The sequence below is a fragment of the Micromonospora humidisoli genome (assembly GCF_016900955.1).
GTDB classification, from domain to species: domain Bacteria; phylum Actinomycetota; class Actinomycetes; order Mycobacteriales; family Micromonosporaceae; genus Micromonospora; species Micromonospora wenchangensis.
The window spans coordinates 42112-67418 of the sequence record NZ_JAFEUO010000003.1 but is presented as its reverse complement, the minus strand read 5'-3'; the positions used below and the strand labels follow the sequence as shown (position 1 = coordinate 67418).

General features: G+C 70.5%; 19 protein-coding genes and 1 pseudogene. 9 read left to right on the top strand and 11 right to left on the bottom strand.

Annotated elements, in window-relative coordinates; genetic code table 11:
- Positions 1 to 18 precede the first annotated feature (18 nt).
- Positions 19 to 1293: a glycosyltransferase gene (locus tag JQN84_RS10925; protein ID WP_204958285.1), complete on the top strand. Its 1275-nt coding sequence runs from the start codon at positions 19 to 21 to the stop codon at positions 1291 to 1293.
- On the opposite strand, the gene JQN84_RS10920 is transcribed toward JQN84_RS10925, so the two are convergent.
- From JQN84_RS10920 to JQN84_RS10905, 4 genes are all read right to left on the bottom strand, one after another.
- Positions 1266 to 4748: a DEAD/DEAH box helicase family protein gene (locus JQN84_RS10920; protein ID WP_204958284.1), complete on the bottom strand. Its 3483-nt coding sequence runs from the start codon at positions 4746 to 4748 to the stop codon at positions 1266 to 1268. The genes JQN84_RS10925 and JQN84_RS10920 overlap by 28 nt on opposite strands.
- Positions 4749 to 4792: 44 nt before the next feature.
- Positions 4793 to 5992: a restriction endonuclease subunit S gene (locus tag JQN84_RS10915; RefSeq protein ID WP_204958283.1), complete on the bottom strand. Its 1200-nt coding sequence runs from the start codon at positions 5990 to 5992 to the stop codon at positions 4793 to 4795.
- Positions 5989 to 7506 (bottom strand): type I restriction-modification system subunit M, encoded by a 1518-nt coding sequence (locus JQN84_RS10910; protein ID WP_204958282.1) that lies wholly within the window; start codon positions 7504 to 7506, stop codon positions 5989 to 5991. The genes JQN84_RS10915 and JQN84_RS10910 overlap by 4 nt, the downstream gene beginning before the upstream one ends.
- Positions 7507 to 7740: 234 nt before the next feature.
- Positions 7741 to 8235, bottom strand: coding sequence for a MarR family winged helix-turn-helix transcriptional regulator (locus JQN84_RS10905; protein ID WP_204958281.1), 495 nt, complete (start codon positions 8233 to 8235; stop codon positions 7741 to 7743).
- Between the two features lie 157 nt (positions 8236 to 8392).
- Between JQN84_RS10905 and JQN84_RS10900 the strand changes: the two genes are divergently transcribed.
- The 3 genes from JQN84_RS10900 (at position 8393) to JQN84_RS10890 (ending at position 11803) form a co-directional block, all read left to right on the top strand.
- Positions 8393 to 10246 (top strand): DEAD/DEAH box helicase, encoded by a 1854-nt coding sequence (locus JQN84_RS10900; protein WP_204958280.1) that lies wholly within the window; start codon positions 8393 to 8395, stop codon positions 10244 to 10246.
- Complete coding sequence (locus tag JQN84_RS10895) at positions 10243 to 10806, top strand: SWIM zinc finger family protein (protein WP_204958279.1); 564 nt, start codon at positions 10243 to 10245, stop codon at positions 10804 to 10806. The genes JQN84_RS10900 and JQN84_RS10895 overlap by 4 nt, the downstream gene beginning before the upstream one ends.
- Before the next feature lie 310 nt (positions 10807 to 11116).
- Positions 11117 to 11803: a hypothetical protein gene (locus tag JQN84_RS10890; RefSeq protein WP_204958278.1), complete on the top strand. Its 687-nt coding sequence runs from the start codon at positions 11117 to 11119 to the stop codon at positions 11801 to 11803.
- 285 nt (positions 11804 to 12088) lie between these two features.
- On the opposite strand, the gene JQN84_RS10885 is transcribed toward JQN84_RS10890, so the two are convergent.
- Together JQN84_RS10885 and JQN84_RS10880 are read right to left on the bottom strand one after the other, a co-directional pair.
- On the bottom strand, positions 12089 to 12898 hold the full coding sequence (locus JQN84_RS10885; RefSeq protein WP_307821153.1) for a pectate lyase: 810 nt from the start codon (positions 12896 to 12898) through the stop codon (positions 12089 to 12091).
- Positions 12899 to 13156: 258 nt separating this feature from the next.
- Entirely contained in the window at positions 13157 to 14317 is a 1161-nt protein-coding gene (locus tag JQN84_RS10880; protein WP_204958277.1) for a tetratricopeptide repeat protein, read from the bottom strand.
- A gap of 302 nt (positions 14318 to 14619) precedes the next feature.
- Here JQN84_RS10880 and JQN84_RS10875 point away from each other — a divergent pair, with 302 nt between their 5' ends.
- The 3 genes and pseudogenes from JQN84_RS10875 (at position 14620) to JQN84_RS31325 (ending at position 18078) form a co-directional block, all read left to right on the top strand.
- Positions 14620 to 16878 (top strand): CHAT domain-containing protein, encoded by a 2259-nt coding sequence (locus JQN84_RS10875; RefSeq protein WP_204958276.1) that lies wholly within the window; start codon positions 14620 to 14622, stop codon positions 16876 to 16878.
- Positions 16868 to 17413: pseudogene (locus JQN84_RS32245) on the top strand (tetratricopeptide repeat protein); the annotation flags it as partial. The gene JQN84_RS10875 and the pseudogene JQN84_RS32245, both read left to right, overlap by 11 nt.
- A 140-nt stretch (positions 17414 to 17553) precedes the next feature.
- The gene (locus tag JQN84_RS31325; RefSeq protein ID WP_307821151.1) at positions 17554 to 18078 is read left to right on the top strand and encodes a tetratricopeptide repeat protein; all 525 of its coding nucleotides are present in this window, start codon (positions 17554 to 17556) and stop codon (positions 18076 to 18078) included.
- A gap of 27 nt (positions 18079 to 18105) precedes the next feature.
- On the opposite strand, the gene JQN84_RS10865 is transcribed toward JQN84_RS31325, so the two are convergent.
- From JQN84_RS10865 to JQN84_RS10850, 4 genes are all read right to left on the bottom strand, one after another.
- Entirely contained in the window at positions 18106 to 18825 is a 720-nt protein-coding gene (locus tag JQN84_RS10865) for a CDP-alcohol phosphatidyltransferase family protein (RefSeq protein ID WP_204958275.1), read from the bottom strand.
- Positions 18800 to 19867: an iron-containing alcohol dehydrogenase family protein gene (locus tag JQN84_RS10860; protein WP_204958274.1), complete on the bottom strand. Its 1068-nt coding sequence runs from the start codon at positions 19865 to 19867 to the stop codon at positions 18800 to 18802. Before JQN84_RS10860 ends, JQN84_RS10865 begins: the two co-directional genes overlap by 26 nt.
- Positions 19855 to 20586: a phosphocholine cytidylyltransferase family protein gene (locus JQN84_RS10855; protein WP_204958273.1), complete on the bottom strand. Its 732-nt coding sequence runs from the start codon at positions 20584 to 20586 to the stop codon at positions 19855 to 19857. The genes JQN84_RS10860 and JQN84_RS10855 overlap by 13 nt, the downstream gene beginning before the upstream one ends.
- 100 nt (positions 20587 to 20686) lie before the next feature.
- Positions 20687 to 21496 carry a hypothetical protein gene (locus JQN84_RS10850; protein ID WP_281901792.1) on the bottom strand — a complete coding sequence of 270 codons (810 nt, stop codon included), beginning with the start codon at positions 21494 to 21496 and terminating at the stop codon, positions 20687 to 20689.
- Between the two features lie 167 nt (positions 21497 to 21663).
- Between JQN84_RS10850 and JQN84_RS10845 the strand changes: the two genes are divergently transcribed.
- Entirely contained in the window at positions 21664 to 22758 is a 1095-nt protein-coding gene (locus JQN84_RS10845; protein WP_204958272.1) for an aminotransferase-like domain-containing protein, read from the top strand.
- Between the two features lie 296 nt (positions 22759 to 23054).
- Entirely contained in the window at positions 23055 to 24203 is a 1149-nt protein-coding gene (gene corA / locus JQN84_RS10840) for a magnesium/cobalt transporter CorA (protein ID WP_204958271.1), read from the top strand.
- An 11-nt stretch (positions 24204 to 24214) separates the two neighbouring features.
- Here the strand turns inward: corA and JQN84_RS10835 are convergent, their stop codons facing one another.
- On the bottom strand, positions 24215 to 25129 hold the full coding sequence (locus JQN84_RS10835; RefSeq protein ID WP_204958270.1) for a polysaccharide deacetylase family protein: 915 nt from the start codon (positions 25127 to 25129) through the stop codon (positions 24215 to 24217).
- Positions 25130 to 25307: the final 178 nt, after the last annotated feature.

Sequence of the window (25307 nt, the reverse complement as noted above, 5' to 3'; positions counted from 1 at the left end):
ACGGTAGCCTTCTTTCCCGTGAGAATCGTGGTGGCGCACAACCGGTACCGGGAAGCCCAGCCGTCGGGTGAGAACACGATGGTCGACTCGGAGATCGGGCAGCTCACCGCAGCCGGGGTGGAGGTGCTGCCGTTCATCCGCAGCTCCGACGAGATCCCGTCGATGCCGAAGTCGGCCAAGGCGCTGCTGCCGATCTCACCGATCTACGCCCCGCGCGCCCAGCAGGAGCTGTCCCGGCTGCTCACCGAGCACCGGCCGGACGTGCTGCACCTGCACAACCCGTACCCCCTGCTCTCGCCCTGGGTGGTGCGGACCGCGCACAAACACGGCGTGCCGGTGGTGCAGACGGTGCACAACTACCGGCAGGTCTGCTCGTCGGGGATCTACTTCCGCGACGGCGTCATCTGCCAGGACTGCAAGGGTCGGGCGTTGGCGGTGCCGTCGATCGTGCACCGCTGCTACCGGGACTCGCGGGCGCAGAGCGCGTTGATGGCGGCCACCCTGGCCGTGCACCGGGGCACCTGGCGGTCGGTGGACCGGTTCATCGCGCTCACCTCGGCCATCGCCGATCACCTGACCGACTACGGCATCCCGGCCGAGCGGATCGTGGTCAAGCCGAACGCGGTACCCGACCCGGGCGCACCCACCCCGCTCGGCGACGGCTTCCTCTATCTGGCCCGGCTGACCCCGGAGAAGGGCGTCGACCTGCTGTTGGACGCCTGGCGGCGGCACCCGGTGGGCAGCCTCGGCACGCTGCGGGTGGCCGGTGACGGCGAGCTGCGTCCGCTGGTCGAGGCCGCCGCCGCCGAGCGTGCCGACGTCGTCTACCTGGGCCAGCTCGACCGGGCCGGGGTACGCGCCGCCGTGGAGGCGAGCGCCGTGGTGATCGCCGCCTCGATGTGGCACGACGTGCTGCCCACGGTGATCATCGAGGCGTTGGCCAGTGGCCGGCCGGTGCTCGGCACCGCGCTCGGCGGCATCCCGTACCTGGTCGGCGCGGACGTCCCGCACGAGCCCGCCGGCACCGGCCCGGCGGCTGTCGCCTCGGCGGTCGCCGGCCACGCCCCGCCGCCGGCCGGTCCGCCGGCGGTCCCGGCCGGCCTGCTCGGCGGCACCGCCGGCTGGGTGGTTCCGCCGGACCCGGCCGCGTTGGCCGCCGCGCTCCCGGTCGCGCGGGCCGGTGCCGCGCTGCTCTCCGCCCCGGCCCGGCTGCGGTACGAGCAGACGTTCCACCCGGACGTGGTCCTCAAGCGGCACCTGGCCATCTACGCCTCCCTCACCCGCACCCCCTGACCCACTGCCGGGAGTTCGCCAGGTATGAATCCCTGGTGGCCGGAGGTCACCTCGCTTGCCGGGGTGGCGGTGTCCCGGACCGAGTTGAGGATCGTGACCAGGCGGTCCAGATCGGCGGACGGGAAGATCGATTCCGGGTCGGGCGCCAGATCACTGAACGGGCTCTCGTAGAGCCGCTCAGGCTTCATGACGCCGTTCCGCGTCAGGTGCGCGATGATCAGGCCGATGAAGCTGATCTGGTTGGCGGTGAGGGTCCGGCCGGTCAGAAACTCGCTGAACGCCTCGTCGGCGGCTTCCCGGTCGAGGCCGACAAGTGAGCGGACGAAGAGCCCGAGTCCTTCGGAGGAACGGCGGGCCCGGTCGATGTCCTCGGTCGCGCCACCGCTGGCCACCAGCATCCGTTCCAACTCGTCGAGGTCGGTGGGGGAGAGCTGCTCGTTGCGGCGCAGCTTCTGCAACGCCGGATGGTCCTCGTGGGTGCGCAGGTAGGCCTGGGCCTTGGCGCGGAACCGCTCGAAGTTCGTGCCGATCCTGAGGTCGTCGAGCGAGACGAGCGAGATCTCCCCCAGTTCGTCGCTGAAGTCGGTATAGACGATGGCCCGCCTGGCCCGGGAGATCAACCTGACCAGTCCGCGCAGGCGTCGACGCATCAACTCCAGCATGGGCAGGGTCACGTCCTGCCACCATTCGTCGCCTGCCACCTCGTCGAGGAGGTGTTGCTGCTCGCCGACCGCCGGGATGCCGGTCTGCTCCAGCAGGGTCGAGGCGATCTCCTGAACCTGCCCACGGAGCCGCGCGTAGCCCGGCAGCACCTGGAACTGGCCGAGTTGGAGGCGCAGCACCATCAGGTCGAACCGCTTGGCGGCCTCGTCGGTGTCCTGCACGGCGGTGGGTAGACCGGCGAGGTTGGTGCCGATCTCCTCCACCGCCTCGGGGGTGAGCCGGTGCCAGCTGGCGAAATCGAGGTAGCGCTCCACCAAACTGCGCTTGGGGCGTACGACGAAGTTGTCCAGGTGGATGTTCGCCACCCGGGCGTGCAGGTCCCGGGCCAGCTCCCAGCGCAGGCCGGCTTCGCTACGGGTCCCGTCGTCGGCCGGTTGCGGGCCGGCGTCGGCGGGGAGCCGCTGGTCGAGGCGGTGGATCAGGTCGAGCTGGGCCTTGAACAGCCGGGTGGTCAGCGGCTCGCCCGGCTTCGCCTGCGCCGGCTCGGGATTCTGGTTGAAGTACTCGAAGTTCTGGCAGAAGTCGAAGACGAGGAAGTCCTCCTTGTGCTGCCCGGGGCCGTAGAGGTCCGGACAGAGCCGGGTTCCCCGGCCGAGCATCTGGAGGAACTTCGACCTGGACCGGACGATCTTGAAGAAGACCAGGTTGACGACCTCGGGCACGTCGATGCCGGTGTCGAGCATGTCCACCGAGATCGCCACGTGCGGCTCCCGCTCCTGGTCAGAGAAGGCGTCGATGAGGCTCTGCGCGTACACGGTCTTGTGGGTGACTACCCGGGCCCGGTGGCCGGCGTGCGCCGGGTAGGCGAGATCGAACCGTTGCTCGATGAACTTCGCGTGGGCCTCGTTCTTGGCAAAGATGATCGTCTTGCCGATCCGGTCGCCACCGGCCACGTGGTGACCGTGGGTCATCAACGTCTCCAGGACCTTGTCCACGGTGTCGGTGTTGAACAGCCACTTGTTGACCGCGTCGGGGTCGACGCTGTCCGGCGGGCCGTCGTCACCCCAGTCGAGCGAATCCCACTCGTCCTTCTCCGCCTCGGTGAGGTCGTCGTAGCGGATGCCGTCACGCTGGAACTTCAACGGCACCGAGACCGCCCGCGGCGGCACGAGAAAGCCCTCCCGCACCGCGTCGTCCAGGTCGTAGTGGTCGGTGGGCACGCCGTCTTCGAGGTGGAACAGCCGGTAGGTGTTGCGGTCGATCTCGCTGCGCGGGGTCGCGGTGAGGCCGACCAGGAGGCTGTCGAACCAGGAGAAGATCGCCCGGTACTTCCGGTAGACCGACCGGTGCGCCTCGTCGATGACGACCAGGTCGAAATGGCCCGGCCCGAAGCGCCGTCCGGCACCCGCGGTGTCGTTGATCAGGCCCATCATGGTCGGGTACGTCGAGACGTACACCCGGCCCTCGGTGTCGCGCTCGGTGACCAGGTTGACGGTGGCCACCTCGGGCAGGTGCGCCCTGAACGCGTTGACCGCCTGGTTGACCAGGGCGGTGCGGTCGGCGAGGAAGAGCACCCGCTTGACCCAGCCGGCCCGCATCAGCACGTCCACCAGGGCGATCACCGTACGGGTCTTGCCGGCGCCGGTGGCCATCACCACGAGCGCCTGGTGCTGCCGGTCCCGCTCGAACGCCTCACCGATCTTGCGGATCGCCCGGTGCTGGTAGTGCCGCTCGACGATCTCCGGCTTGACGGGTACCTCCGCGAGCGGCCGGCGGGTGGTGCGACGCTGGATGAGCAGCGCCAGTTCGTCGCGGGTGTAGAAGCCCTGCACCGGACGGGGCGGGTAGGCGGTGTCGTCCCACAGCCAGGTGTCGTAGCCGTTGGTGTAGAAGATGACAGGCCGCCGACCGTACCGCTGCTCCAGGCAGTCGGCGTAGAGCTTGGCCTGCTGCTTGCCGTTGGCGGCGTCCTGCTGGGCGCGCTTGGCCTCGACCACCGCGAGCGGCTTGCCGTCCTCGCCCCACAGCACGTAGTCCACGAAGCCGGTACCGGTGCCGGTGGGCATGCCGGTCACCTCGAACTCGCGGTCGTCCGGCCCGTCGAGCCGCCAGCCGGCCTCGGCCAGCAGCACGTCGATGTAGAGGTGCCGGGTCTGCGCCTCGTCGTAGTCGTGGTCGTCGGGGCGGGCCTCGTTGGCCGCCTTCGCGGCGGCGATCTGGGCACGCAGCTCCGCCAGTTCGGCGTCGAGGGTGGCTGACCGTTCGCCGTCGGCGGCCGACGCCGCGTCCCGGGCGGTGAGCCGCTCGGCGAGCGCCCTCAGCTCGGCCCGGGTCTGCTGCCGCACCTCGGCGGGGACCGGCCGGGGGATCAGATCCGGGTCGAAGGCGAGGGCGCTCGCCGGTACCTGCGTCTGGTCGCGGGTGTAGTGCCGGGCGATCCAGTAGGTGACGTGGAACAGTTCGCGCAGAACCGGCACCGACTCGTCGTCCGTCACCGGCGTCTTCTCGTGGACGGCGCGGTTGCCCTGCTTGCGGATGACGTTCATCTTGACCTGGAGGGCGGTGCCCACCAGGTTGCGTAACGTCGGCTCGTGGATCTTCGCCGAAAGATCGTTCCTGTACGGCCGCCTCAGTGTCGCGTCGGCGTCGAAGAGCCAGCCGAGCGCGAGTTCCAGGGTGCGCCGGGAATAGAAGCACGAGCCGCGTGGGTCGGCGACGGCCAACCGTTCGGCCCGCAGGGCCTCGTCGTACAGGTCGGGCCACTCGCTCCGTAGAAACGCAAAGTTGCTCATGAATCGTCGACCCCCCACGGTGGACAGCCCCAGAGGGTCTCACATCAGGGCGATCCCCGAAAAGCCTGATTCTGCAACGACGCGAACAGCGCATCCAGCTCTGCCAGACCAGCCGATTGACCGGCCCGGAGCGCGTCGACGGCCGCGATACGGGCAGTGAACCGGTCCTGCAGTTCCAGCGGTGGCGAAAAGAACGCGATCCCACCCAGCCCCTTCTGGTTGACCTTGTAGGTGCCGTTGGTGGTGTGTGCCGTGGATTCGATCTGTCGTCGGACGGCTGGTGACTGCCAGACGTGCTCCAGGAAGGCGGGGCGTACCAGCCCGGTGTCGACCCGCGCGGCGATGATCGTGTCGGGAAAAGCGGTGTCCGGCATCGCCGTCGAGGGGAAGAACCCGCGCCCGACGAGACCGAGGTTGCCGTTGCCCCGGCACATGAGGAAATCCGAAGGATGGACGACCTGGGCGGGCGAATGCGGCGCAAGAAACTTGGCGGTCTTTCTCGCCGTGGGCTCGAAGCGCCGTCCGGTGATGCTGGACAAGGTGAGCACCTGCCCCTCGGTCTCACCCCGGGTGGCAGGGGAGATGCCGTTTCGAAGCGGCGCGGTCAACACGTCCGCGAGCCGGGTCATGGGCCAGCCCCGAGGATTCGTGTCCGGCGGGCCGAACAGTTCGAGAAAGATCGCCGAGGTCAGTTCGTCGAGCTGGGTGGTGGATTCCCGACGCTTGACGCGCAGTTCGTCAGCCCGGTCCAGCACCTCGGCGATCCTCCGCTGCCGTGCGAGGGGTGGCAACGGCACGGGGATTCGCTCCAGCGTCGACTTGCGGATCGAGGGCACGGTTGTCGACGTGGCGAGCGGATAGAGGTCCACGGACCGGAGGAAGTGGTAGAGGTACTTCGGGTCGAGCACGTCCGCCTTCGGAACGACGCCCATCACGTTGTTGTCGACGAGACACTCGACCCCGGTGATCGCGCGGAAATTCTGTCGGATCGCTTCTCCGATCTTCGCGAAGACGACAGCCCCCACCGGAAGCGGTCGCGCCCTCAGGCTGGTCAGGTCTGATTCGTCCACATAGTTGTCGGCCCTGCCCAGTTCGACACGTCCCTGACGCACGAGCCGGGAGATGTCGCCCACCTTGGCGAAGGGGTACCTGCCTCGGGTGCGTCCCTGTAGTCGGGTGGGGAAGCCGACGCCTGACTGGATCGAGGAAACCTCCCCGAGCATCACGGACCGCTGCTCACTCATCCGAGCATCGCCCTCAACTCGGCCATGCCCTGCTGGATCTCGGACTCCAGGCGTTCCAGGTCGGCCAGGACGTCGAGGGGTTCGCGATGCTCAACCGCTTCGTGCACGACCTCCTTGTAGCGGTTGAGGCTGAGGTCGTAGCCCTGCTCGACGATGTCGGCCTTGGGCACGCAGAAGCTCTGTTCGGTCCGTGCCCGCCGCAACTCGTCGCCGTCCCGGCGCGACCACCTGGCCAACACGTCCGGCAGGTTGTTCCGCGCGTGCTCCTCCCCGGTCAGCGCCACCTCCGGCACCGGCCGGAGCTTCTCGTCAGGCAACAGCGGAGCCCGCTTGTCGTCCAGGCTCCAGCCATCGGCTGTCACCTCGTAGAACCAGACGTGATCGGTGCCGCCACTGTTGGTCTTGGTGAAGAGGAGGATCGCGGTGGAGACACCCGAGTAGGGCTTGAAGGTGCCGCTGGGCAGCTTGACCACGCCGTCGAGCCGGTGCTCCTCGACCAGCGTCCGGCGTAGCTCCCGGTGGGCCCTGCTCGACCCGAAGAGCACACCGTCGGGCACGATCACAGCGGCCCGTCCCCCGGGCTTGAGCAGCCGGAGGAAGAGGGCGAGGAACAGCAGTTCCGTCTTCCTGGTCTTGACCACCCGCTGGAGGTCCCCGGACGTGCTCTCGTAGTCGAGGCTGCCGGCGAAGGGTGGGTTGGCCAGGATCAGCGAGTACTTCTCGGATTCGCCGCTGACGTTCTCGGCGAGGGAGTCACGATAGCGGATGTCGGGGTTCTCCACCCCGTGCAGCATCATGTTCATGCTGCCGATCCGCAGCATCGTGGCGTCGAAGTCGAAGCCGTGGAACATCCTCTCGTGGAAGTGTTCCCGCTGCTCCGCATCGAGCAGTGCGCCCGGATGGACGCGCCGGACGTACTCGTTGGCCTCGACCAGGAAGCCCGCGGTGCCGCAGGCCGGGTCGCAGATCTCGTCCTGCGGCGTCGGGGCGGTCATCTCCACCATGAGCTGGATGATGTGTCGGGATGTCCTGAACTGCCCGTTGTGTCCGGCGGTGGCGATCTTGCTGAGCATGTACTCGTAGAGGTCACCCCTGGTGTCCCGGTCCCCCATCGGGAGCTTGTCGAGCATGTCGACCACCCGGCTGAGCAGTCCGGGGCTGGGGATGGTGAACCGGGCGTCCCGCATGTGGTGCGAGTAGGTCGAACCGTCGCCACCGAGCGTCTGAAGGTAGGGAAAGACCCGGTGATTGAGGATCTTGAACATCGTCTCCGGGTCGCGGTCCCTGAACCGGGACCACCGGAGTTCCTGCTGATCCGGCCCGAACCGCAGGGTCACCGAGGCGTTGGGGAAGCGCTCCGCCTTGGCCGTCTCCCGCGTCTCGATCTCGTCCAGCCGCTTGATGAAGAGCAGGTAGGTGATCTGCTCGATCACCTCCAGCGGGTTGGAGATGCCGCCCGACCAGAAGGCGTCCCAGACGCGATCGATGCTGCTCTTCAGTTCACCGGTTATCAACGTGCCTCGTCCTCGTGGCGTCGCTTCAGGCTCGGCCTCACAGGCTAGCCCGCACCCCTGGTCGAGCGGAGCGGGCTTGCCGGCCAGGACTTCCCGGCCAGGGCCTGTCGGCGGGCGGCGAGGACGTCGCGGGCCCACGCCCCGGTGATCAAGAGGTTTACGTCATCGGGAAGATCAAAGTTGACGCAAACCTCTTGATCACCCGGCAGATCCGAGGGGGTGGGCGCGGGGTGGTCAGGGGGTGGCGGAGCGCAGGCGCTCGACTTCTGCCGCCGCGCTGACCTGGAAGACCTCGATGAACCGCAGCAGCGTGCGTAGCTCCTCGTCGTCGAAGGCGGCCAGGTCCTGGAAGGTCCGCGCGGTCAGGCCGGAGTAGTAGGCGTCGATCCGGTCGAGCCCCTCGGGGGTCGGTTCGATGAGGACGCGCCGCCGGTCGTTCGGGTCGGGTATGCGGCGGACGCAGCCGGCGTCGGCGAGCCGGTCGATCATCCGGGAGGCCGATCCGGGGGTGAGGCCGACCTGCCGGGCGAGCACCCCGGCCGTGGTCGGGCCGTGCTGCTGCAACGCATGCAGGCAGTGGAAGTCGCTCACCACCACACCCATCCGGCTCGCGACCAGGCTGTTGATCTGGATCAGGTGGGTGATCCAGTCCGGCAGCCGGCGGACGACCTCCTCGGCGAGCGGGTCGGTGCCGGCCCGGTCTGCCTGACCCGTTTCCCGCGTGGTCATCGCGGAGCCGGCGCGTGGGGCATAATTCCTCCTATCGTTGCGCGGCGCAACTGTTGCGTCCCGCACTCATCATTGCACCCTCCCCGACCTAGGAGTGGGTCTTGCCCCATTGCTCGCCGAACCGACGCCCCGACCGACCTCGACGAGGGGCTGGACGATGACCGACCTGCCCGGCACACTCCAGGCCACCTTCGTCCCCGCCGAGAACGCGATCGCCTGGTGGGGCGTCACGCCACTGACCGGGGCGATCCGTGCCCACGGCCTGCCCGAAGGCCGCTCCGGCGTCTGCCGGCTGGCCCTGCCGGTGGCCGGCCGGATCGCCGTGACCAGTGTCGCGGTGCAGCTCGCGGAGCTGGACGAGGCGCTGCCGGCCCTGCGTACGCTCGACCCGGGCGCGACGGTCGGCGAGTCCGTCCGGGCCTGGCGGGACGCGGCCGGCCTGTCGCCGGGTGACGCCGAGGGCTACGCCACGCTGGGCACCCGGATGCCGGTGGCGGCCCATGCCGTGGTCAACGACGACGGCACCGCCATCACCGCCGCGTCCGCCCTGCTGACCCGGTTCCGCCAGGCGGTGACCACCCGGGACGCCCTGCGCGGCACCGACATCCGGGCGACCCTGCGGCCGTACCAGATCGACGGGGTGGCCTGGCTCGCCGCCCGACCCGGGCTCGGGCACGGCGGCGTGCTCGCCGACGAGATGGGCCTGGGCAAGACCCTCCAGGCCATCTGCCTGCTCGCCACCCGCCGCTCGCCCGAACCGCACCTGGTGGTCTGCCCGACGTCCCTGGTCGGCAACTGGCGCAGGGAGATCGCCCGCTTCGCCCCGGCCGTGCCGACGGTCAGCTACCACGGTGCGGACCGTCGGCTGCCCGACACCTACCGGCCGGGAACGGTGGTGATCACCAGCTATCCGGTGCTGCGCCGCGACGAACCGTTGACGGCCACCGACTGGGACGTGGTCGTCCTCGACGAGGCGCAGCAGATCAAGAACCCGGAGGCGTTGGCCAGCCGGGCGGCGGCCCGCCTGTCCGCCCGCTCCCGGATCGCCATGACCGGCACGCCCGTGGAGAACCGGCTGGACGAACTCTGGTCCCTGCTGCACGTGACCAACCCCGGCCTGCTGGGCACCCGCGCCCGGTTCCGGCAGCGGTTCGTGACGCCGATCGAGCAGCGCCGCTCCGTCACCGCCGCCACCGCCCTCGGCACCGTCGTCCGGCCGCACCTGCTGCGCCGTACGAAGGCCGAGGTGGCGACCGAACTGCCAGCCAAGCAGTACTCGACGACGATCTGCACCCTCACCGACGAGCAGGCCCGGCTCTACCGGGAGGCGGTGGACCGGGCGTTCGCCGCCGGCCTGGGCGTCGGCATCGAACGCAGCGGACGGGTCCTGGCCCTGCTGACCTCGCTCAAGCAGATCTGCAACCACCCCGCCCAGTTCCTCCGGGACGGTCCCGCGCGGCCGGGGCGCTCCGGCAAGTTCGACCGGGCGACCGAGATGCTCACCGAGATCGTCGAGGACAACGACCGCGCGCTCGTGTTCACCCAGTACCGGGCCATGGGCGACCTGCTTGCCGACCACCTGACGGACAGCCTGGGAGTGGGCCCGGTCCCGTTCCTGCACGGTGGCCTCCCCGCCGCCCGGCGCGACGAACTCGTCCGGGCGTTCCAGGAGGACGACGACGCTCCCGCCGTGCTCCTGCTCAGTCTGCGGGCAGCCGGCTTCGGCCTGAACCTCACCCGGGCCAGCCACGTCATGCACTACGACCGCTGGTGGAACCCCGCCGTCGAGGAACAGGCGACCGACCGGGCGCACCGGATCGGCCAACAGCGCACCCTGAACGTCTACACCCTGGTCACCGGCGGCACCATCGAGGAACACATCGCCCGGCTGCACGACAGCAAGCGGGGGCTCGCCGAGATCGTCTCCGGCGACGCCGAGGCGGCCCTGTCCCGGCTGTCCGACGACGAACTGCACGCGGTGCTCGACCTCGACCCGGGAGGCTCCCGTTGATCCCCGCCGAGTTCGGCGCGACTCCCTGGGGCCGCTGCTGGGTGCGTACGGTCGCCTCGACGGCCGCCGTCGGCCCCAACGCCCTGCTGCCGAAAGCGCGCAGCCTCGCCCGCAACCACGCGGTCACCCTGTCGGCCGACGGCGGCCACCTGGAGGCCGACGTACGGGTGTCGGGCGTCGGCAACCGGGTCCGCCTGGTGCTGCCGCCCTGGCCCGTCGAGACCCGGGACGAGGCGACCCGCCTGATCGCCACGGCGCTGGCGGACAACCGCGGGCTGGCCCCCGGCGACCTGCCGGACAGTCTCGACGGCGACTTCCGCCGGCACGGCATCAGCGTCGGCGTCGGGCTCGACGAACTGGTGTCCGAGTGCGACTGCCGGAGTCGCCGCCGCCCCTGCCTGCACGTCCTGGCCACGATCTATGCGTTGTCCCAGCTGGTCGACGAGCGGCCGGCACTCGCCGTCGAGTTGCGGATGTCGCCCGCCGCGCTCGCCCCGCCGCCGGACCCGGACTGGGTTCCGCTGACCGACGTCGACCCGGCCACCTTCTACGGCGGCTGACCCGGCCACCGGCACGACCGGGGGTGGTCCGCCGCCGGGCCACCCCTCCACCCCGCCACCCCGTTGATCAAGAGCTTTGCGTCAGCTCTGATCTTCCAGGTGACGCGAAGCTCTTGATCAACAGGTTGGTTGGGGCGGGGGAAGCCTCCGTGTGCGTGTGCGGGTCGGGAGGGGTTGGTGGCCGGGTGGGCCGGAGGTCGGCGGTGTCCGGGAGCCGTCAGTCCTGGCTCTGGTGGTGGCGGAACTTCCTCCCGTAGCCTGGTGGGCCGCATCCACAGTGGATATCGGAGCTGACCGGGGAGTTTGACGCATGGTGACGGATGCCCACGATGGGCCGGTTCCGGAAGTGGCCGGAGGTGGGCAGCGGGTCCTCGATCTGCTGGACAAGGCGATCACCCTCCAGAGCCCCCTGGTGCGCAAGAACATAGCCCGCGCCCGCCAGCGCAACCCGGAGGCGACCCCCGCAGAGGTGATCCGCAACCTGGAGCGGATGTACGTCAGCGCCCTGACCGGGACGGGTGCCGCAGTGGGCGGAGCCGCAGCAGCGCCCGGCGTCGGCACGGGAGTCGCGCTGGCGCTGTCGGGAGGCGAGTTCCTCTCTTCGCTCCAGTTGAGCGCCCTCTTCGCGCTCTCCATCGCCGAGGTGCACGGCGTGCCCATCGACGAGGTCGAACGCCGCCGGACGATCGTCATGGGCATCATGCTCGGCGGCTCCGGCTCCGCCACCATCACCAAGATGGCTGAACGTACGGGGCAGCACTGGGGGCGGCTGATCGTCGGGCAGGTTCCCGGCGAGACGTTGCCAGATCAACAAGGTCCTGGGAAGGCACTTCATCACGAAGTACGGCACGAAACAGGGCATCATCGTTCTCGGTCGGGTGGCACCGTTCGGCGTCGGCGCGGTGATCGGCGGTGGTGCCAACGCAGCCCTGGCTGCCCTGGCCGTGCGGGCCGCCCGCCGTGCCTTCGGCCCACCCCCGACGTCCTGGCCTGGTGATACCGGCGCGGGGCCGGACATCTGAGCGGCCCAAAGCCGGTGGGCCGAAGTAACGGTGTCCCGGTCCGGTCGATGCCCCAACATCGCCCCAATGCGATCGATCAACCCGGGTGCGGATCTCAAGGACCCATTCGATGCTCTGCGGGGTTTTTTTTCGATCCTGGAAGGAGGCAGCCCGCGCACATTCCCGTCGTGCGCGGACCGCCTCCGTCAAGACGGAACTGCAATGCCGGACCTACGTGCAGGTGACGAGCGCGGGTCGCCCGCCCCGGCCGTGACCGGGTCCTATCGGTAGACGATGTTCGACGAGGTGTACTTGCAGTACGTCCCGTCGGGGCCACTGCCGGTCTTGACGGGTTCGGCACCGGAGCTGTTGCCCGTGTAGCGGTCGCAGATGGAGATCTTCCGGCTGCTGTCGCCGTAGATGGTGATGCCCGAGAACGTCGCGGTGTCGCCGTAGTTGGTGTTGATGCCGGCGAGCACCTTGCCGGGGGCGGTCACGGTGACGTTCTGGATGACGACGGTCCGCTTGTACTGGGTCGAGCAGTTGCCGCACGACCGGTACAGCTTGCCGAAGTTGCTGACGTCGAAGTTCTTGATGGTCAGCTTGCCGCCGCCGTTGTGCTGGAACACCTTGTCGGAGGCGGACCGGGCACCCCCGCCGTCGACGGTGTAGTTCGCCGACGAGCCGCCCTTGAACGTCGCGGCGTCCTCGCCGACGTCCTCCCACCACACGTTGACCAGCGTGCAGCTGCCCTTGCAGTGGATGCCGTCGGCGGCCGGCGAACCGATGATCACGTTCTTGATCGTCGCGCCGTCGGCCAGCTCGAAGATCGGCTTCTGGCTCTCGCTCTGGCCGCCGTCACCCATCGCGCCGCCCGCCTTGTAGCGCACCAGACCGAAGTCCCGGGTGCCGCTGATCGACTGGGTGCTGGTGACGGTGGTGGTGCTCTTGGCGGTGGGCCAGGTGGCGGCCTGGGCGCCGGTCTGGGTCACGACCAGGCCGGCGGCGACCAGCCCGACGGTGGCGAACGGCAGCAGGGCGACCTGCCACCGTCGGCGTCGTGGCGTCGCGCCGTTGTCACGTGTGCTCACGTGTCCTCCGAGACGGGTGATGGGACGGGACGGTGGTGCCGGACAATCGTCCGCACGCGCAGGGGGACGCTCTCCGCCGACCGCTCCGTGCACTGGGAAAGCGCTTGCCTGCGCCTCGATACGTTACGACACACTTCGATGGAACGAAAGGCTCTCCTCAGGGGCCATGCGCCGGCTGCCGGAGTCAGTGCGTGACACCGCGCAGCCGGTGCAGGCGCTGTGTCCGTACCAGCACCGAACCGCGTCGAACGGCGGCTTCTATGGTCCTTCCGCGCGTTGCTGGCGGAGCTGCCGCAGGAGAGCGCTGTCGGCTTCGAGGTTGGAGTGACCGATCTGCCGGTCGAGGTCGACGACGCGTTCAAGTTCCCGGATCGCCTGGTCGAGATCGCCGTCCGCCCGGTGGAGCCGGGCGATGTGGTACCGGGTGGTGGCTTCGCCGACCCGGTCGCCGACCTCGCGCCGGATGGGGAGGGCCTGGCGGTGATGGTCGAGGGCCCGCTGCCGGTCCCCCAGCGTGTGGTAAGCCGCGCCGATGTTGTTGAGGATGGCGGCCTCGCCGGCCCGGTTGCCGACTTCCCGGATGATGCGAAGGGCCCGGTGGAACTGGTCGAGTGCTCGTTGAAGATCTCCCGACCTGACGTACGCGTCGCCGATGTTGTTGAGGACGGCGGCCTCACCGGCCCGGCTGCCGACGTCCCGTTGGATGGTGAGGGCCTGGTGGTAGTGGTCGATGGCCCGCTGCCGGTCCCCCAGCCTTTCGTACGCCGTGCCGAGGTTGTTGAGGGTGGTGGCTTCGCTGGCCCGGTCGCCGACCTCCCGTTGCAGGGGTAGGGCCTGCCGGTAGTGCTCGATGGCCCGGTGCGGGTCCCCCAGGTTGTTGTAGATGGAGCCGATGTCGGTGAGGGTGGTGGCTTCGCCGGCCCGGTCGCCGACCTCCCGCCTGATGGTGAGGGCCGGGCGGTAGTAGCTGAGGGCCCGGTGCGGGTCGCCCAGACTGCTGTAGACGGCGCCGATGCTGTTGAGAGTGGTGGCTTCGCCGGCCCGGTCGCCGACCTCCCGTTGGAGGGGGAGGGCCTGGTGGTAGTAGTCGATGGCCCGCTGCCGGTCCCCCACGTCGAAATACAGGTGACCGGTTTTGCCGAGGGTGGCGGCTTCGTTACCCCGGTGGCCGGCCTGCCGGTACAGGTTCAGGGCCTGCCGGTAGTCCTCCAGCGCCGGCCCGGGCCGACCGGTCGCCGACCGCGCCCATCCCCGGTCGTAGAAGGAGCCGGCATCCGGTCCCAGGGTCAGGGTGGCGGTGGCGAGGGCCTCGACGTCGGTGAACCGCGAGGTGGGCAGCCACACCCGACTCACCCGGTCTCCGACGTCCCGGGCGATCTGCGGCTGCCGCCCGGCGACCGCGAGCCGGTGCACCTCCACCAGGCGGGTAACGGTGGCCGTTGCAACGGAGACGGGCGTTTCCCGATCCCGGCTCTCCGATGCCACAGCGCTCCTCCTGATGCTCCCTGTTGCCGGCCCGGTCACCACCGGACCGTGACACCACCCGGCAAGAGGCAGTGAACGTTCTACCCGCCCGGACACGGCCGGTGAGTCGGAAAGCCGTCACCCGAGGCGGGTCCACATAGCAGTTGCGGGACGTGAGGGAAACGTACAGTGGCCACCCAAGGTCCACCGTCGACTACCCGGCGCACTGAACTGACCACCACGACGGGGATGGGCAGATGAGCACCTTCGACCTGGAGGTCTTCGAGCAGACCTCCCATCACTACGAGCTGCGGCTGTCCGCCGAGGGCCAGCCACCTCGGGTCCGCGGTCTGGACCGCGCCGCGGTCGACGAGCTGCTCACCCTGGTACGCCGTGACTACAGCACCGACGCCACCGCCTACAAGGTGTACGGCGCGGCCGGGCTGGCCGAGCTGGGAACCCGGCTGGCGGAGTTCCTCGACGGCGACGAGCGGTGGCTGGCCCCGATGCTGGCCCATCCCGCCGGGGCGGTGCTGCGGATCAGCGCCGAACAGCGGCTGCGGCACCTGCCGTGGGAGTTGCTGGCCCGGGAGGGCGGGTTCCTGACGGTGGCCGGGCGGGCACCGCTGTTGCCGGTCCGTACGGTCGGCACCCACGCGGCGTTGACCGGCCAGGTTGCGCCGGGTAACCGGCCGTTGCGGGTGCTGTTCATGGCGGCCTCGCCCGAGGGTGTGGAGCCGGTGCTCAACTTCGAGGCCGAGGAGGCGGCGATCCTGGCCGCGACCCGGCGTACTGGCACCGATCTGGTGGTCGAGGAGAGCGGCAGTCTGGAGGGGCTGCGGTTCCTCAGCCGTGACTACGGGCCCGGCCACTTCGACGTGCTGCACCTGAGCGGACACGCCACCACCGCCGGCGGGCAGCCGTTCTTCCTTCTGGAGGACGAGTACGGCAGGCCCACCCGGGCGACGGCCGACCAACTCGCCGAGGCGATGCAGGGCCACTGGCCGAGGCTGGTGTTCGTGTCCGGCTGCCTGACCGCCGACGCCCCCGACGGCGGCGTGTTCCCGTCGATGAGTGAGAGCCTGGTCGCCGCCGGTGCCCCTGCGGTGCTGGGCTGGGCGCTGCCGGTCGGGGACGTCTCCGCCACCGACTTCGCCGCCGCGCTCTACCAGGCCCTGGCCGACGGCGGGCCGTTGGACCGGGCCGTCGTCGAGGCCCGCCGTCACCTGTTCCACGAGCGCAAGAGCAGCTACTGGCATCTGCTCCGCGTCTACGCCGACCGGTCCCCGCTGGCACCCCTGGTCACCCCGCTGCACACCAGGGGTCGCAAGCGGTTGCAGGTGCGCGCCGCCGACCAGCAGTTCCTGGACCCGCAGACCCAACTGTCCCGGGTCGCGTCCCGCGCCGAGTTCGTCGGCCGGCGGCGGGTCATTCAGCGCTGCCTGCGCGTACTGCGGCAACCCGCCGACACCCCCGGCGCGGCGCAGGGCCTGCTGCTGGCCGGCATGGGCGGGCTCGGCAAGAGCAGCCTCGCCTCCCGGCTCCTGGAACGCATGCCCACCCACCAGCGCGCCGTCTGGTACGGCCGGGTCGACGCCATCAAGTTCCGCGAACTCACCAGCAAGATCCGCTTGGATAGCCTCGACCAGACCATCGAGGCTGCCGCACTGCTCGACAACGAGCAGGTTCCTCTCCCGATCCGGCTGCGGTACCTGCTCGATGCCGACGGGCCGCTCGGCGGGACGCCCTGCCTGTTCGTGTTCGACGACTTCGAGACCGGCAACCTCGACACCCGCGACGACGGCAGCCGGGTGCTCGCCCCGGCGATGGCCGAGATCCTGCCCGCCCTGCTGGCCGCCATCCGCGACACCGGCAGCCCGAGCCGCGTCATCATCACCAGCCGCTACCGCTTCCCCACCCCGGCCGGCACCACCATCGCCGTCGAGGCGCTGGAAACCCTGACCCCGGTTGAGCAGACCAAGAAGATCGCCAACCTGACCAACCTGCGCCCCGAATCCATCATCAACCCCACCATCCGGATCCGGGCGATCGAGGCCGCAGCCGGCAACCCCCGCCTGCTCGACTGGCTCAACCGGATCGTCGGCGACGCCACCCTCGACGTCGACGGCCTGCTCACCGCCATCGAGAACGAAGCCGACCGGTTCCGCCGGGAAACCGTCCTGGCCGACAACCTGCTCGACTCCCAACCCCTCGAACTGCGCCGGATGCTCGCGAGGATCAACGTCGTCGAACTACCGATCCCCGCCGCCACCGTCCACGCCCTGCACCAGCATCCCGACGCCGCCCGGCACCTGCGGCGGGCCGTCGAACTCGGCCTGCTGGAAGAGGGCACCGACCCCGACACCCGCGAGCTGCGCTACTTCGTCTCCAACGTCCTGCACCCCCTCGTCCGGCCGTTGCTCACCGACGACGAACACACCGAGGCGTGCGCCGCCGCCGCCCGGTCCCTTTACCAACTCTGGGTCCTCGACCCAGCCACCCCCGATGGCCACTGACCCGCGAGTCCTCGCCCGCTGGGTCGAGGTGCATCGACTCGCTGTCGCCGGGCGACAGCCGGAGATCGCCCGGGATGTCAGTGACCGAGTGTGTCGGGTGTGGCTGAGTGCCTCGCGGTTCGTCGCGGTCGAGGCGATGGCCACCGCGACCCTGACCCTGGGCCCGGATGCCGGCTCCTTTTACGACCGGGGTCGAGCAAGATCGTCGATCGGTCAGCCCTGGTCGGCGATGGAGGACTACCAGCAGGCCCTGACCAGGTACCGGCAGACCAGCCACCGAGGCAACGAAGCCGCGACCCTCCACAACATCGGCACCGTGTACGACAATCTGGGGGATCGGCAGCGGGCCCTCGACCACTTCTACTGGGCCCTCCCCATCCAACGGGACGTCGGTGACCGGGCCGGCGAAGCCGCGACCCTCAACAACATCGGCCGCGTGTACAGCAGCTTGGGGGATCGGCAGCGGGCCCTCGGCTACTACCACCAGGCCCTCCCCATCCAACGGGACGTCGGTGACCGGGCCGGCGAAGCCGCGACCCTCAACAACATCGGCACCGTGTACGCCAGCCTGGGGGATCGGCAGCGGGCCCTCGACACTTCTACTGGGCCCTCCCCATCCAACGGGACATCGGCGATCGGGCCGGCGAAGCCGCGACCCTCCACAACATTGGCCACGTGTACGACAGCCTGGGGGATCGGCAGCGGGCCCTGGACCACTACCACTGGGCCCTCCCCATCCAACGGGACATCGGCGATCGGGCCGGCGAAGCCGCGACCCTCCACAACATCGGCCACGTGTACGACAGCCTGGGGGATCGGCAGCGGGCCCTCGACCACTACCACCAGGCATTGCCCATCCGGCGGGAGGTCGGCGATCGGGCCGGCGAAGCCGCGACCCTCCACAACATCGGCCTCGTATACGACAGCCTGGGGGATCGGCAGCGGGCCCTCGACCACTACCACCAGGCATTGCCCATCCGGCGGGAGGTCGGCGACCGATCCGGCGAAGCCGTCACCCGGTACAACATTGCGATGGTCCACCGGGCGGACGGTGACCTCGACCAGGCGATCCGCGAACTCGAACACGTCGTCGACCTCGACCGGCAGGTCGACCACCCCGACCTCGAAGACGACACCCGCGTCCTCGAACAACTCCGCCGACAACGCGCGGAGGAGCGCGGTTCCGCACCGCCCACGTGACCGGGACGGCAACGCCGCCGCAGGGCCCTACAGCGACGCGCGGGCCGAGAAGGCGATGCTGGCCAGCAGGAACCCGCCGTTGACCACCGTGAACGCCACGACCACCCAGAACACCAGCGCCGGCACCAGCATCAACACCAACCCCGCCACGAAGATCACCGCGCCGTAGTCGCGGACCAGCTTGACCAGCCGTACCGGGAGCGACGTCGAGGTGACCATGCTGGCGGCGTTGGGGCCGGACTGCATCACCGAGGTCACCAGGTTGACCATCCAGGTGCCGGCGAAGGTCGCCACCAGCCAGGTCGGGGTGCTCGGGCGCTGCGCCACGGCGGTGGCCGACAACGCGGCGACCAGGGCGATCTGGGCGGCCACGTCGCAGAGCACGTCGACCCGGGCACCGGCCGCGCTGCCCTGACCGGTCACCCGGGCGAGCTGCCCGTCGGCGCAGTCCAGGGCGTACGCCACCTGCCAGCCGACCAGCGCGACCAGCCCGACCAGCCAGGCCGGGACGTCACCGGCGGCGACCCGGTCGGCGAGCGCCACCACGGTCACCGAGGCGGCCAGGCCGAGCACCAGGTTGGTGATGGTCAGCGCGGTCGGGCGCAGCCCGAGGCGCTGGGCGACCAGGGCGAAGACGGCACCCAGCCACTGGCTGACCGACTCGCTGAACAGGCCACCGCCCCGGTTGACCCGGTGGAAGTCGGCAACGGTGGGACGGGGTTCAGCCACTGTGGTCGCGGAGTGCACCGGCGTAGTCTGCCAGCCGCTCCCGCGTCTCGGTAACCGACATGGCCAGGTGCTCCAGGATGGTGTACCGGTCGGGGCGGGTGGCCGGGGCGAACTGCACCGCCTCGACGAACTGGTCGTCGGTGAGCCCCACGTCGGCCGGGTGCCGGGGCAGCCGGTGCCGGCCCAGGCAGGCCGCCATCTCGACGAAGCGCCGCTGGTCACCGCGCAGGAACGTGCAGAACAGCGCACCGAGCCCGGCCAGCTCGCCGTGCGACGAGGTGCCGGGGAAGAGGGCGTCGACGGCGTGCATGATCTCGTGGCAGCCGCCGCTGGCCGGCCGGCTGCTGCCGCAGACCGCCATCGCCAGGCCGCTGGAGATCAGCGCCTCGGCCAGCACCGTGACGAACGCGTCGTCGGTCATGTCGCCGGTGTGCGCGAGCACCGCCTCCGCGCCCATCCGGGCCAGCGACGCGGCCAGGCCGTCGACCGGTTCGCCGCGTACCTGGCGGGCCAGTTCCCAGTCGGCCAGGGCGCTGATGTTGCTGACCACGTCGCCGATGCCGGCCCGGTTGTGCTGGTCGGGGCCGGCGGCCACGAAGTCGAGGTCGACGATCACCGCGATCGGGATGTGCACCCCGTAGGAGCCCTTGAGCCCGCCGGTGATCAGGCTGGCCACCGGGGAGGCGATGCCGTCGTTGGCGAGGCTGGTCGCCATCGTCACCATCGGCAGTCCGCGCCGGGTGGCCGCGTACTTCGCCACGTCGATGGTCTTGCCGCCGCCGATGCCGACCACCGCGTCGTACGAGCGTTCGCGGAGCTTGCCGCCCAACTCGTCGGCGGCGTCGAGGGTGCCGCCGGCCACGGTGAACACGTCCGCCGAACGCAGCGACGGCCGCAGCAGGTCGGCGATCTGCCCGCCCTGACCGGGGCCGACCACCACCGCCACGTCACCCCCGGCGGAGATCCGCCCGTCGGCGAGGATCGTGGCCAGGTCGGCGACCGCACCGCGCCGCACATCGATGTGCAGCGGGGTCAGGATGGTACGGGCTAGTAGCGGCACGCGATCTCCCGCGCCCGGGTCAGGTCGTCGTGGTTGTCGACCTCGACCCAGGAGACGTCCCCGATCGGCGCGGCCCGCACCTCGCCACCCCGGTCGGCGAACTCCTGGTAGCCGTCCTCGTAGTAGAGGTTCGGGTCCCGCCGCCAGGTCGCCTCCAGCGCGTCGGCGAGCGCCCCGGCCACCTGCGGCTCGATCAGCGTCGCGCCGATGTACTCGCCGTACGCCTCGCCCGGGTCCATCAGCTTGGTGATCCGGGTGAGCTGGCCGGCGGCGTCGAAGGTGGTCTTCATCTCCTCGTCGGCCAGCGCCTTGAGGGTGTCGACGGCGAGCAGGATGCCCGGCCCGCGCTCGGCCAGCAGGGTCTTCTCCACGCTCACCGGGTGCACGGTGTCGCCGTTGACCAGCAGCACGCCCCGGGCGAAGTGTTCCCGGGCCAGCCACAGCGAGTAGGCGTTGTTCCACTCCTCGGCCCTGTCGTTGTGCACCAGGGTGAGGGTGACGCCGTACTTCTCCTCCAGCGCCGCCTGCCGCTGCACGACCGCGTCGGCGGCGTAGCCGACCACGATCACGATCTCGGTGAGCCCCACCTCGGCCAGGTTGCGCAGCGCGATGTCCAGGATGGTGGTCTCACCGTCCACCGGCACCAACGCCTTGGGCAGGGTGTCGGTGTACGGGCGCAGTCGGCGTCCCGCACCGGCCGCGAGCACCATCCCGATCATGCGGGGCCTCCCTCGTACGACTCCAGGTCACCGTGGAGGATAGCCCCGGGTGACCGGCCGGCCGCCGTCAACCGGGAGTTCACCCGGGCCGGCCGGGGGTTCAGCCGGGCAGGGCGGCCAGGTCGGCGAGCACGCCCAGCCGCTCGTCGGCGGTCAGCGTGGCGTACGGGCCGGCCGCCCGACGGTCGGTCTCCAACTCGATGGCCCGCCGCTCCGGCCCGTCCGGCAGCTCGCCGACGCTGGCGGCGGTGTGCCCGGCGGCGGTCCACGCCTGCGCGTACGCGTCGGCCCGGTGGTACCGCAGCGCGCCGATCCGGTTGAGCAGCAGCACGCCCGGCGGGGTGCCGTCCGGCTCGTACGGCGGGGCGACCGCCGCGAACGCGGGTCCCGGCCCGGCGTCCGGCTCTCCGGCCAGCAGCACCGCGTACGCCACCACCCGCCCGTACGCCTCGACGAGCCGGCGTACCCGGTCGTCGTGCCCGGCCCACAGTTCCTCGGTCACCTCGGCGTGCACCTGGTACAGCTCGGTGAGGAAGTCGACGCCGCGTTCGGTGGCGGTGATCCCGCCGTCCGGCCGGCGGGCGATCGTGCCGTGGGCGACCTGTTTGTCCAGCGCCCGCTGGCAGGCGGCGGGGTCGCGGTAGCGGTTGACGGCGGCGAAGCCGGCCCGGTCGACGGTGCCGCCCGGTGCGGCGAGCCGGGTGCGGAACTCCACCAGGAAGCCGGTGGCGGCGGGCCCGCCGTACCGTTGGCTCAGTTCGGCGCCGCCGCCGTCGCGGCCGGCGAGCATCCCGGCCACGAACGCCCGCTCGACCGCCGGGGCGACCAGCCCGGCGAAGCGGTGCGGTGCCAGCTCGACGCCATCGTCCGTGATCAACGCGCCGGCGTTGCGGAGGGGCTCGGTGGGCACGCTTCGACAGTAGCGAGCGGGGGCGGGCCGTGCCGATGCCCGGTCCCGTCCCGACCTGCACCGGAGTCGACCGGTTCGGCCCGTCCCGCCCCGTACGGCGTGCCCGCATGTTGAACTTGGCGTGTATGCCGGCCGGAGCGGCCCGGACAGGCCCTAGGCTCGTGCGCATGACCGCCGAGCAGCTGATCTCGTTCGCCCGTGGCGCGCCCTCGCTGGACATCGTGGATGTCGAGGGGCTCAAGGCCGCCGCCGTCCGTGCCTTCGACGCCGACCCCGCCGGGGTCACCGCCTACGGCACCTCCGTGGGTTACCCGCCCTTGCGGAAGTGGATCGCCGAGAAGCACGGCGTCGAGGCGGATCAGGTGCTGGTCACCAACGGCTCGTTGCAGGCCGACGCGTTCCTCTTCGACCACCTGGTCCGGCGCGGGGACGCCGTGGTGGTGGAGCGTCCGACGTACGACCGGACGCTGCTCAACCTGCAACGGATGGGCGGCGAGATCCACGGCGTGGGCATCGAGCCGGACGGCCTGGACACCGCCGAGCTGCGCAAGCTGCTGGAGTCCGGGGTACGCCCCCGGCTGGCCCACGTGATCCCGAACTACCAGAACCCGGCCGGCGTGACCCTCTCCCTGGACAAGCGCCGTGAGCTGCTCGACCTCGCCGCCGAGTACGGCTTCACCATCTTCGAGGACGACCCCTACGCCGACATCCGGTTCCGGGGCGAGCCGCTGCCGTCGATGCTGTCGATGGACACCCGGGGGGTGGTGGTGCACGCGTCGAGCTTCACCAAGACCGTCTGCCCCGGGGTCCGGGTCGGTTACCTGGTCGGGCCGGCGAGCCTGATCGCCGACATCGCCAAGAAGGCGACCAGCCTCTACATCTCGCCGGGCATGGTGGCGCAGTCGATCGTGCACCAGTTCTGCGTCTCGGGCGACATCCAGCGGTCGATCGCCACGGTGTCGTCGGCGCTGGGTGAGCGGGCGGGGGTGCTGGCCGAGTCGCTGCGTCGGCACCTGCCGGAGGTGACCTTCGTCGAGCCGGACGGCGGCTACTTCCTCTGGGTGGAGTTCCCCGAGGACGTGGACGTGGACCGGTTGGCCCCGGCCGCCGCCGAGCGGGGCGTCGCGGTGGTCAAGGGCAGCGACTTCATGGTCGACGGCGGGCGGCACGCGTTGCGGCTGGCTTTCTCCGCGGTGACGGCGGACCGGATCGACGAGGGTGTTCGCCGGTTGGCGGACGCGGTGGCGGCCGTACGCGGCTGAAATATCTGTCGGGTTTCTGACAAAAGCACGACGTGGGCCGGTTGAGGGCTCCCCTTGACCGGCCCGGCGACCCACAATGCTGCGAGCGTCACTCACGTTCGGCCGGTGACCCGGTCGTTCCCGCCGGACGGGTGGGCGACGCGGCAGCATTACCCCCGCCCCCAACGGTGCCGGGTGGGTCGGGTCGCCCCCTCACCCCCCTGAATGCGGCCCGACCCGCCCGGCGCCCACACCCGCCATCCACGGCGGCGGCGTAGCCTGCAAGCCGCAGCAGGACACCCGGGAGGGGGAACGCCATGACAGACCGGGCGGCACGGGAACGGTCGGCGACACTCCACGGCGGTCGGGTGCTGAACCCCCGCGCCTGGGTGTCCCCGGTGCGCGCGATGTCCCGCATCCTCAATGCCGACGGCTCCCCCCGTACCCCCACGCCCACCGGCCCGGGACGCAGTGGGGTGGTCGACTGCGGCCTCTACGTCGACGGCGAACGCCGCCCCGGCCAGTGGCAGTACGCCGAGGCGCTGGCCGCCGCCCGCGACGAGCGCGACGGGTTCGTCTGGCTCGGCCTGCACGAACCGGAACTGGCCGAGATGACCGCCATCGCCGAGACGTACGGCCTGCACGAACTGGCCGTCGAGGACGCGGTGAAGGCCCAGCAGCGGCCCAAGCTGGAGCGCTTCGGCGACGTCAGCTTCCTGGTGCTGCGTACCGCCAGGTACTGCGAGCACAGCGAGCTGACCGAGACCTCCGAGGTGGTGGAGACCGGCCAGGTGATGCTGTTCATCGGGCCGAACTTCCTGATCAGCGTCCGGCACGGGGACGCCTGCCGGCTGTCGCCGGTCCGGGCCGACCTGGAGGCCAAGCGGGACCTGCTGCGGCACGGCCCGTGGGCGGTGGCGTACGCGATCACCGACCGGGTGGTGGACCTCTATCTGGAGGTGGCCGACCAGTTGGAGGACGACCTCGACGTGCTGGAGGCCGACGTCTTCGACCGGCAGAGCAGCGGCCGGATCCAGCGGATCTACCAGATGAAGCGGGAACTGGTGGAGTTCAAGCGGGCGGTGATCCCGCTGCAACGGCCGCTGCTGACGCTGACCGCCCAGGTCAACCGCGAGGTGCCGCAGGAGGTACGACGGTACTTCCGCGACGTGCAGGACCACCTCAGCCGCACCGTCGAACAGGTCAACTCCTACGACGACCTGCTCAACTCGATCCTCCAGGCCCGGCTGGCGCAGGTCACCGTCGACCAGAACAACGACATGCGCAAGATCGCCGCCTGGGCGGCCATCGCGGCGGTGTGGACCGCGTTCGCCGGTGTCTACGGCATGAACTTCGAGAACATGCCCGAACTGAAATGGACGTACGGCTACCCGGGGGTGCTCGCGTTGATGCTCACCATCTCATTGGCGCTCTACCGGTGGTTCCGCCGCAACGGCTGGCTCTGACCGACCCCCGGTCAGTGGGCCGGGGCGGGCACCGGGGTAGCCGCCGCCATCAGCTGCGAGACGGTGACGAACTCGAAGCCCCGCCGCCGTAGTCCGCTGATCATCGCGGCCAACCCCCGGATCGCGACCAGCCGGTCCACCGGCCCGGTGTCGTGGGCGAGCAGGATGGTGCCCGGCTCACAGGAGTCGACGACGTAGTCGACCAGGCCGTCCGGATTCTGGGTGAACCGGGATTCGAGCATCTGCCGGTTCCACAGGACCACCTGGTAGCCGAGGTCGTTGGCGGCGAGCAGGGTGCTGCCGGCGAGGTGCCCGTACGGCGGGCGGAGCAGGGTGGGCTCCCGGCCCCAGAGCCGGGTCAGCTCGTTGTGCGCCCGGCTGATCGCCGTGCACGCCTGCTCGTAGGTCATCTTCGCCAGATCCTGGTGGGCCCAGGTGTGGTTGCCGATCTCGTGACCGTCGAGCCGGTGCACCACCAGCCGACCGTACTCGCGGGCCCGGCGGCCGACCATGAAGAAGGTGGCCGGGGTGTCGGTCTGCGCGAGGATCGACAGCACCCGTGGGGTCCAGTTGGGCGCCGGGCCGTCGTCGAAGGTGAGCGCGATCAGCCGGCGGGTGGTGTCCACGCTCCACACCACGTCGACCCGGGACGACCGGGGCGGGGTGCGCCGGTCGGCGTGCACGGTGGCGGCGTACCCGCCGTAGACGGGCAGCTTGCTGTCGGCGGTCGCCTCCGCGTACCCGAACTCGCCGGTCAGCGCCACCCCGGCGCCGGCCAGGGCGGCGGCGGTGCCGGAGAGCACCCGCCGCCGGGACAGCGCCCGCTCACGCCCGGCCGGGCGCTGGGCGGACTGGTCCGAGCGCCCCGTCGAGGGGGCACCGCTCGGCTCCGGAGCCGGACGCTCCGGATCGGTGGTCGGCGACATAACGAGCACTGTAGGAGCCGGACGCCCGCCGGGTGGGCCCGTAACGGTCGGGGGGAACCCTGAAAAATCCTTACGTTCTCGTGGGGGGCCGCCGTCCTGGGCAGGCTGGATGACGGTGCCGGGCCGTACCGTGCCGGGGGCTGCGGCCGGCGCGGCCCGCGACCCGCCGCAAGTCGGC

Coding starts and splice junctions, on each gene's coding strand:
- JQN84_RS10875 (WP_204958276.1), top strand. CDS start 14,620: ATGAGCACCTTCGACCTGGAGGTCTTCGAGCAGACCTCCCATCACTAC.
- JQN84_RS10845 (WP_204958272.1), top strand. CDS start 21,664: ATGACCGCCGAGCAGCTGATCTCGTTCGCCCGTGGCGCGCCCTCGCTG.
- JQN84_RS10835 (WP_204958270.1), bottom strand. CDS start 25,129: ATGTCGCCGACCACCGATCCGGAGCGTCCGGCTCCGGAGCCGAGCGGT.
- JQN84_RS10900 (WP_204958280.1), top strand. CDS start 8,393: ATGACCGACCTGCCCGGCACACTCCAGGCCACCTTCGTCCCCGCCGAG.
- JQN84_RS10915 (WP_204958283.1), bottom strand. CDS start 5,992: ATGAGTGAGCAGCGGTCCGTGATGCTCGGGGAGGTTTCCTCGATCCAG.
- JQN84_RS10890 (WP_204958278.1), top strand. CDS start 11,117: ATGGTGACGGATGCCCACGATGGGCCGGTTCCGGAAGTGGCCGGAGGT.
- JQN84_RS10920 (WP_204958284.1), bottom strand. CDS start 4,748: ATGAGCAACTTTGCGTTTCTACGGAGCGAGTGGCCCGACCTGTACGAC.
- JQN84_RS10905 (WP_204958281.1), bottom strand. CDS start 8,235: ATGACCACGCGGGAAACGGGTCAGGCAGACCGGGCCGGCACCGACCCG.
- JQN84_RS10855 (WP_204958273.1), bottom strand. CDS start 20,586: ATGATCGGGATGGTGCTCGCGGCCGGTGCGGGACGCCGACTGCGCCCG.
- corA (WP_204958271.1), top strand. CDS start 23,055: ATGACAGACCGGGCGGCACGGGAACGGTCGGCGACACTCCACGGCGGT.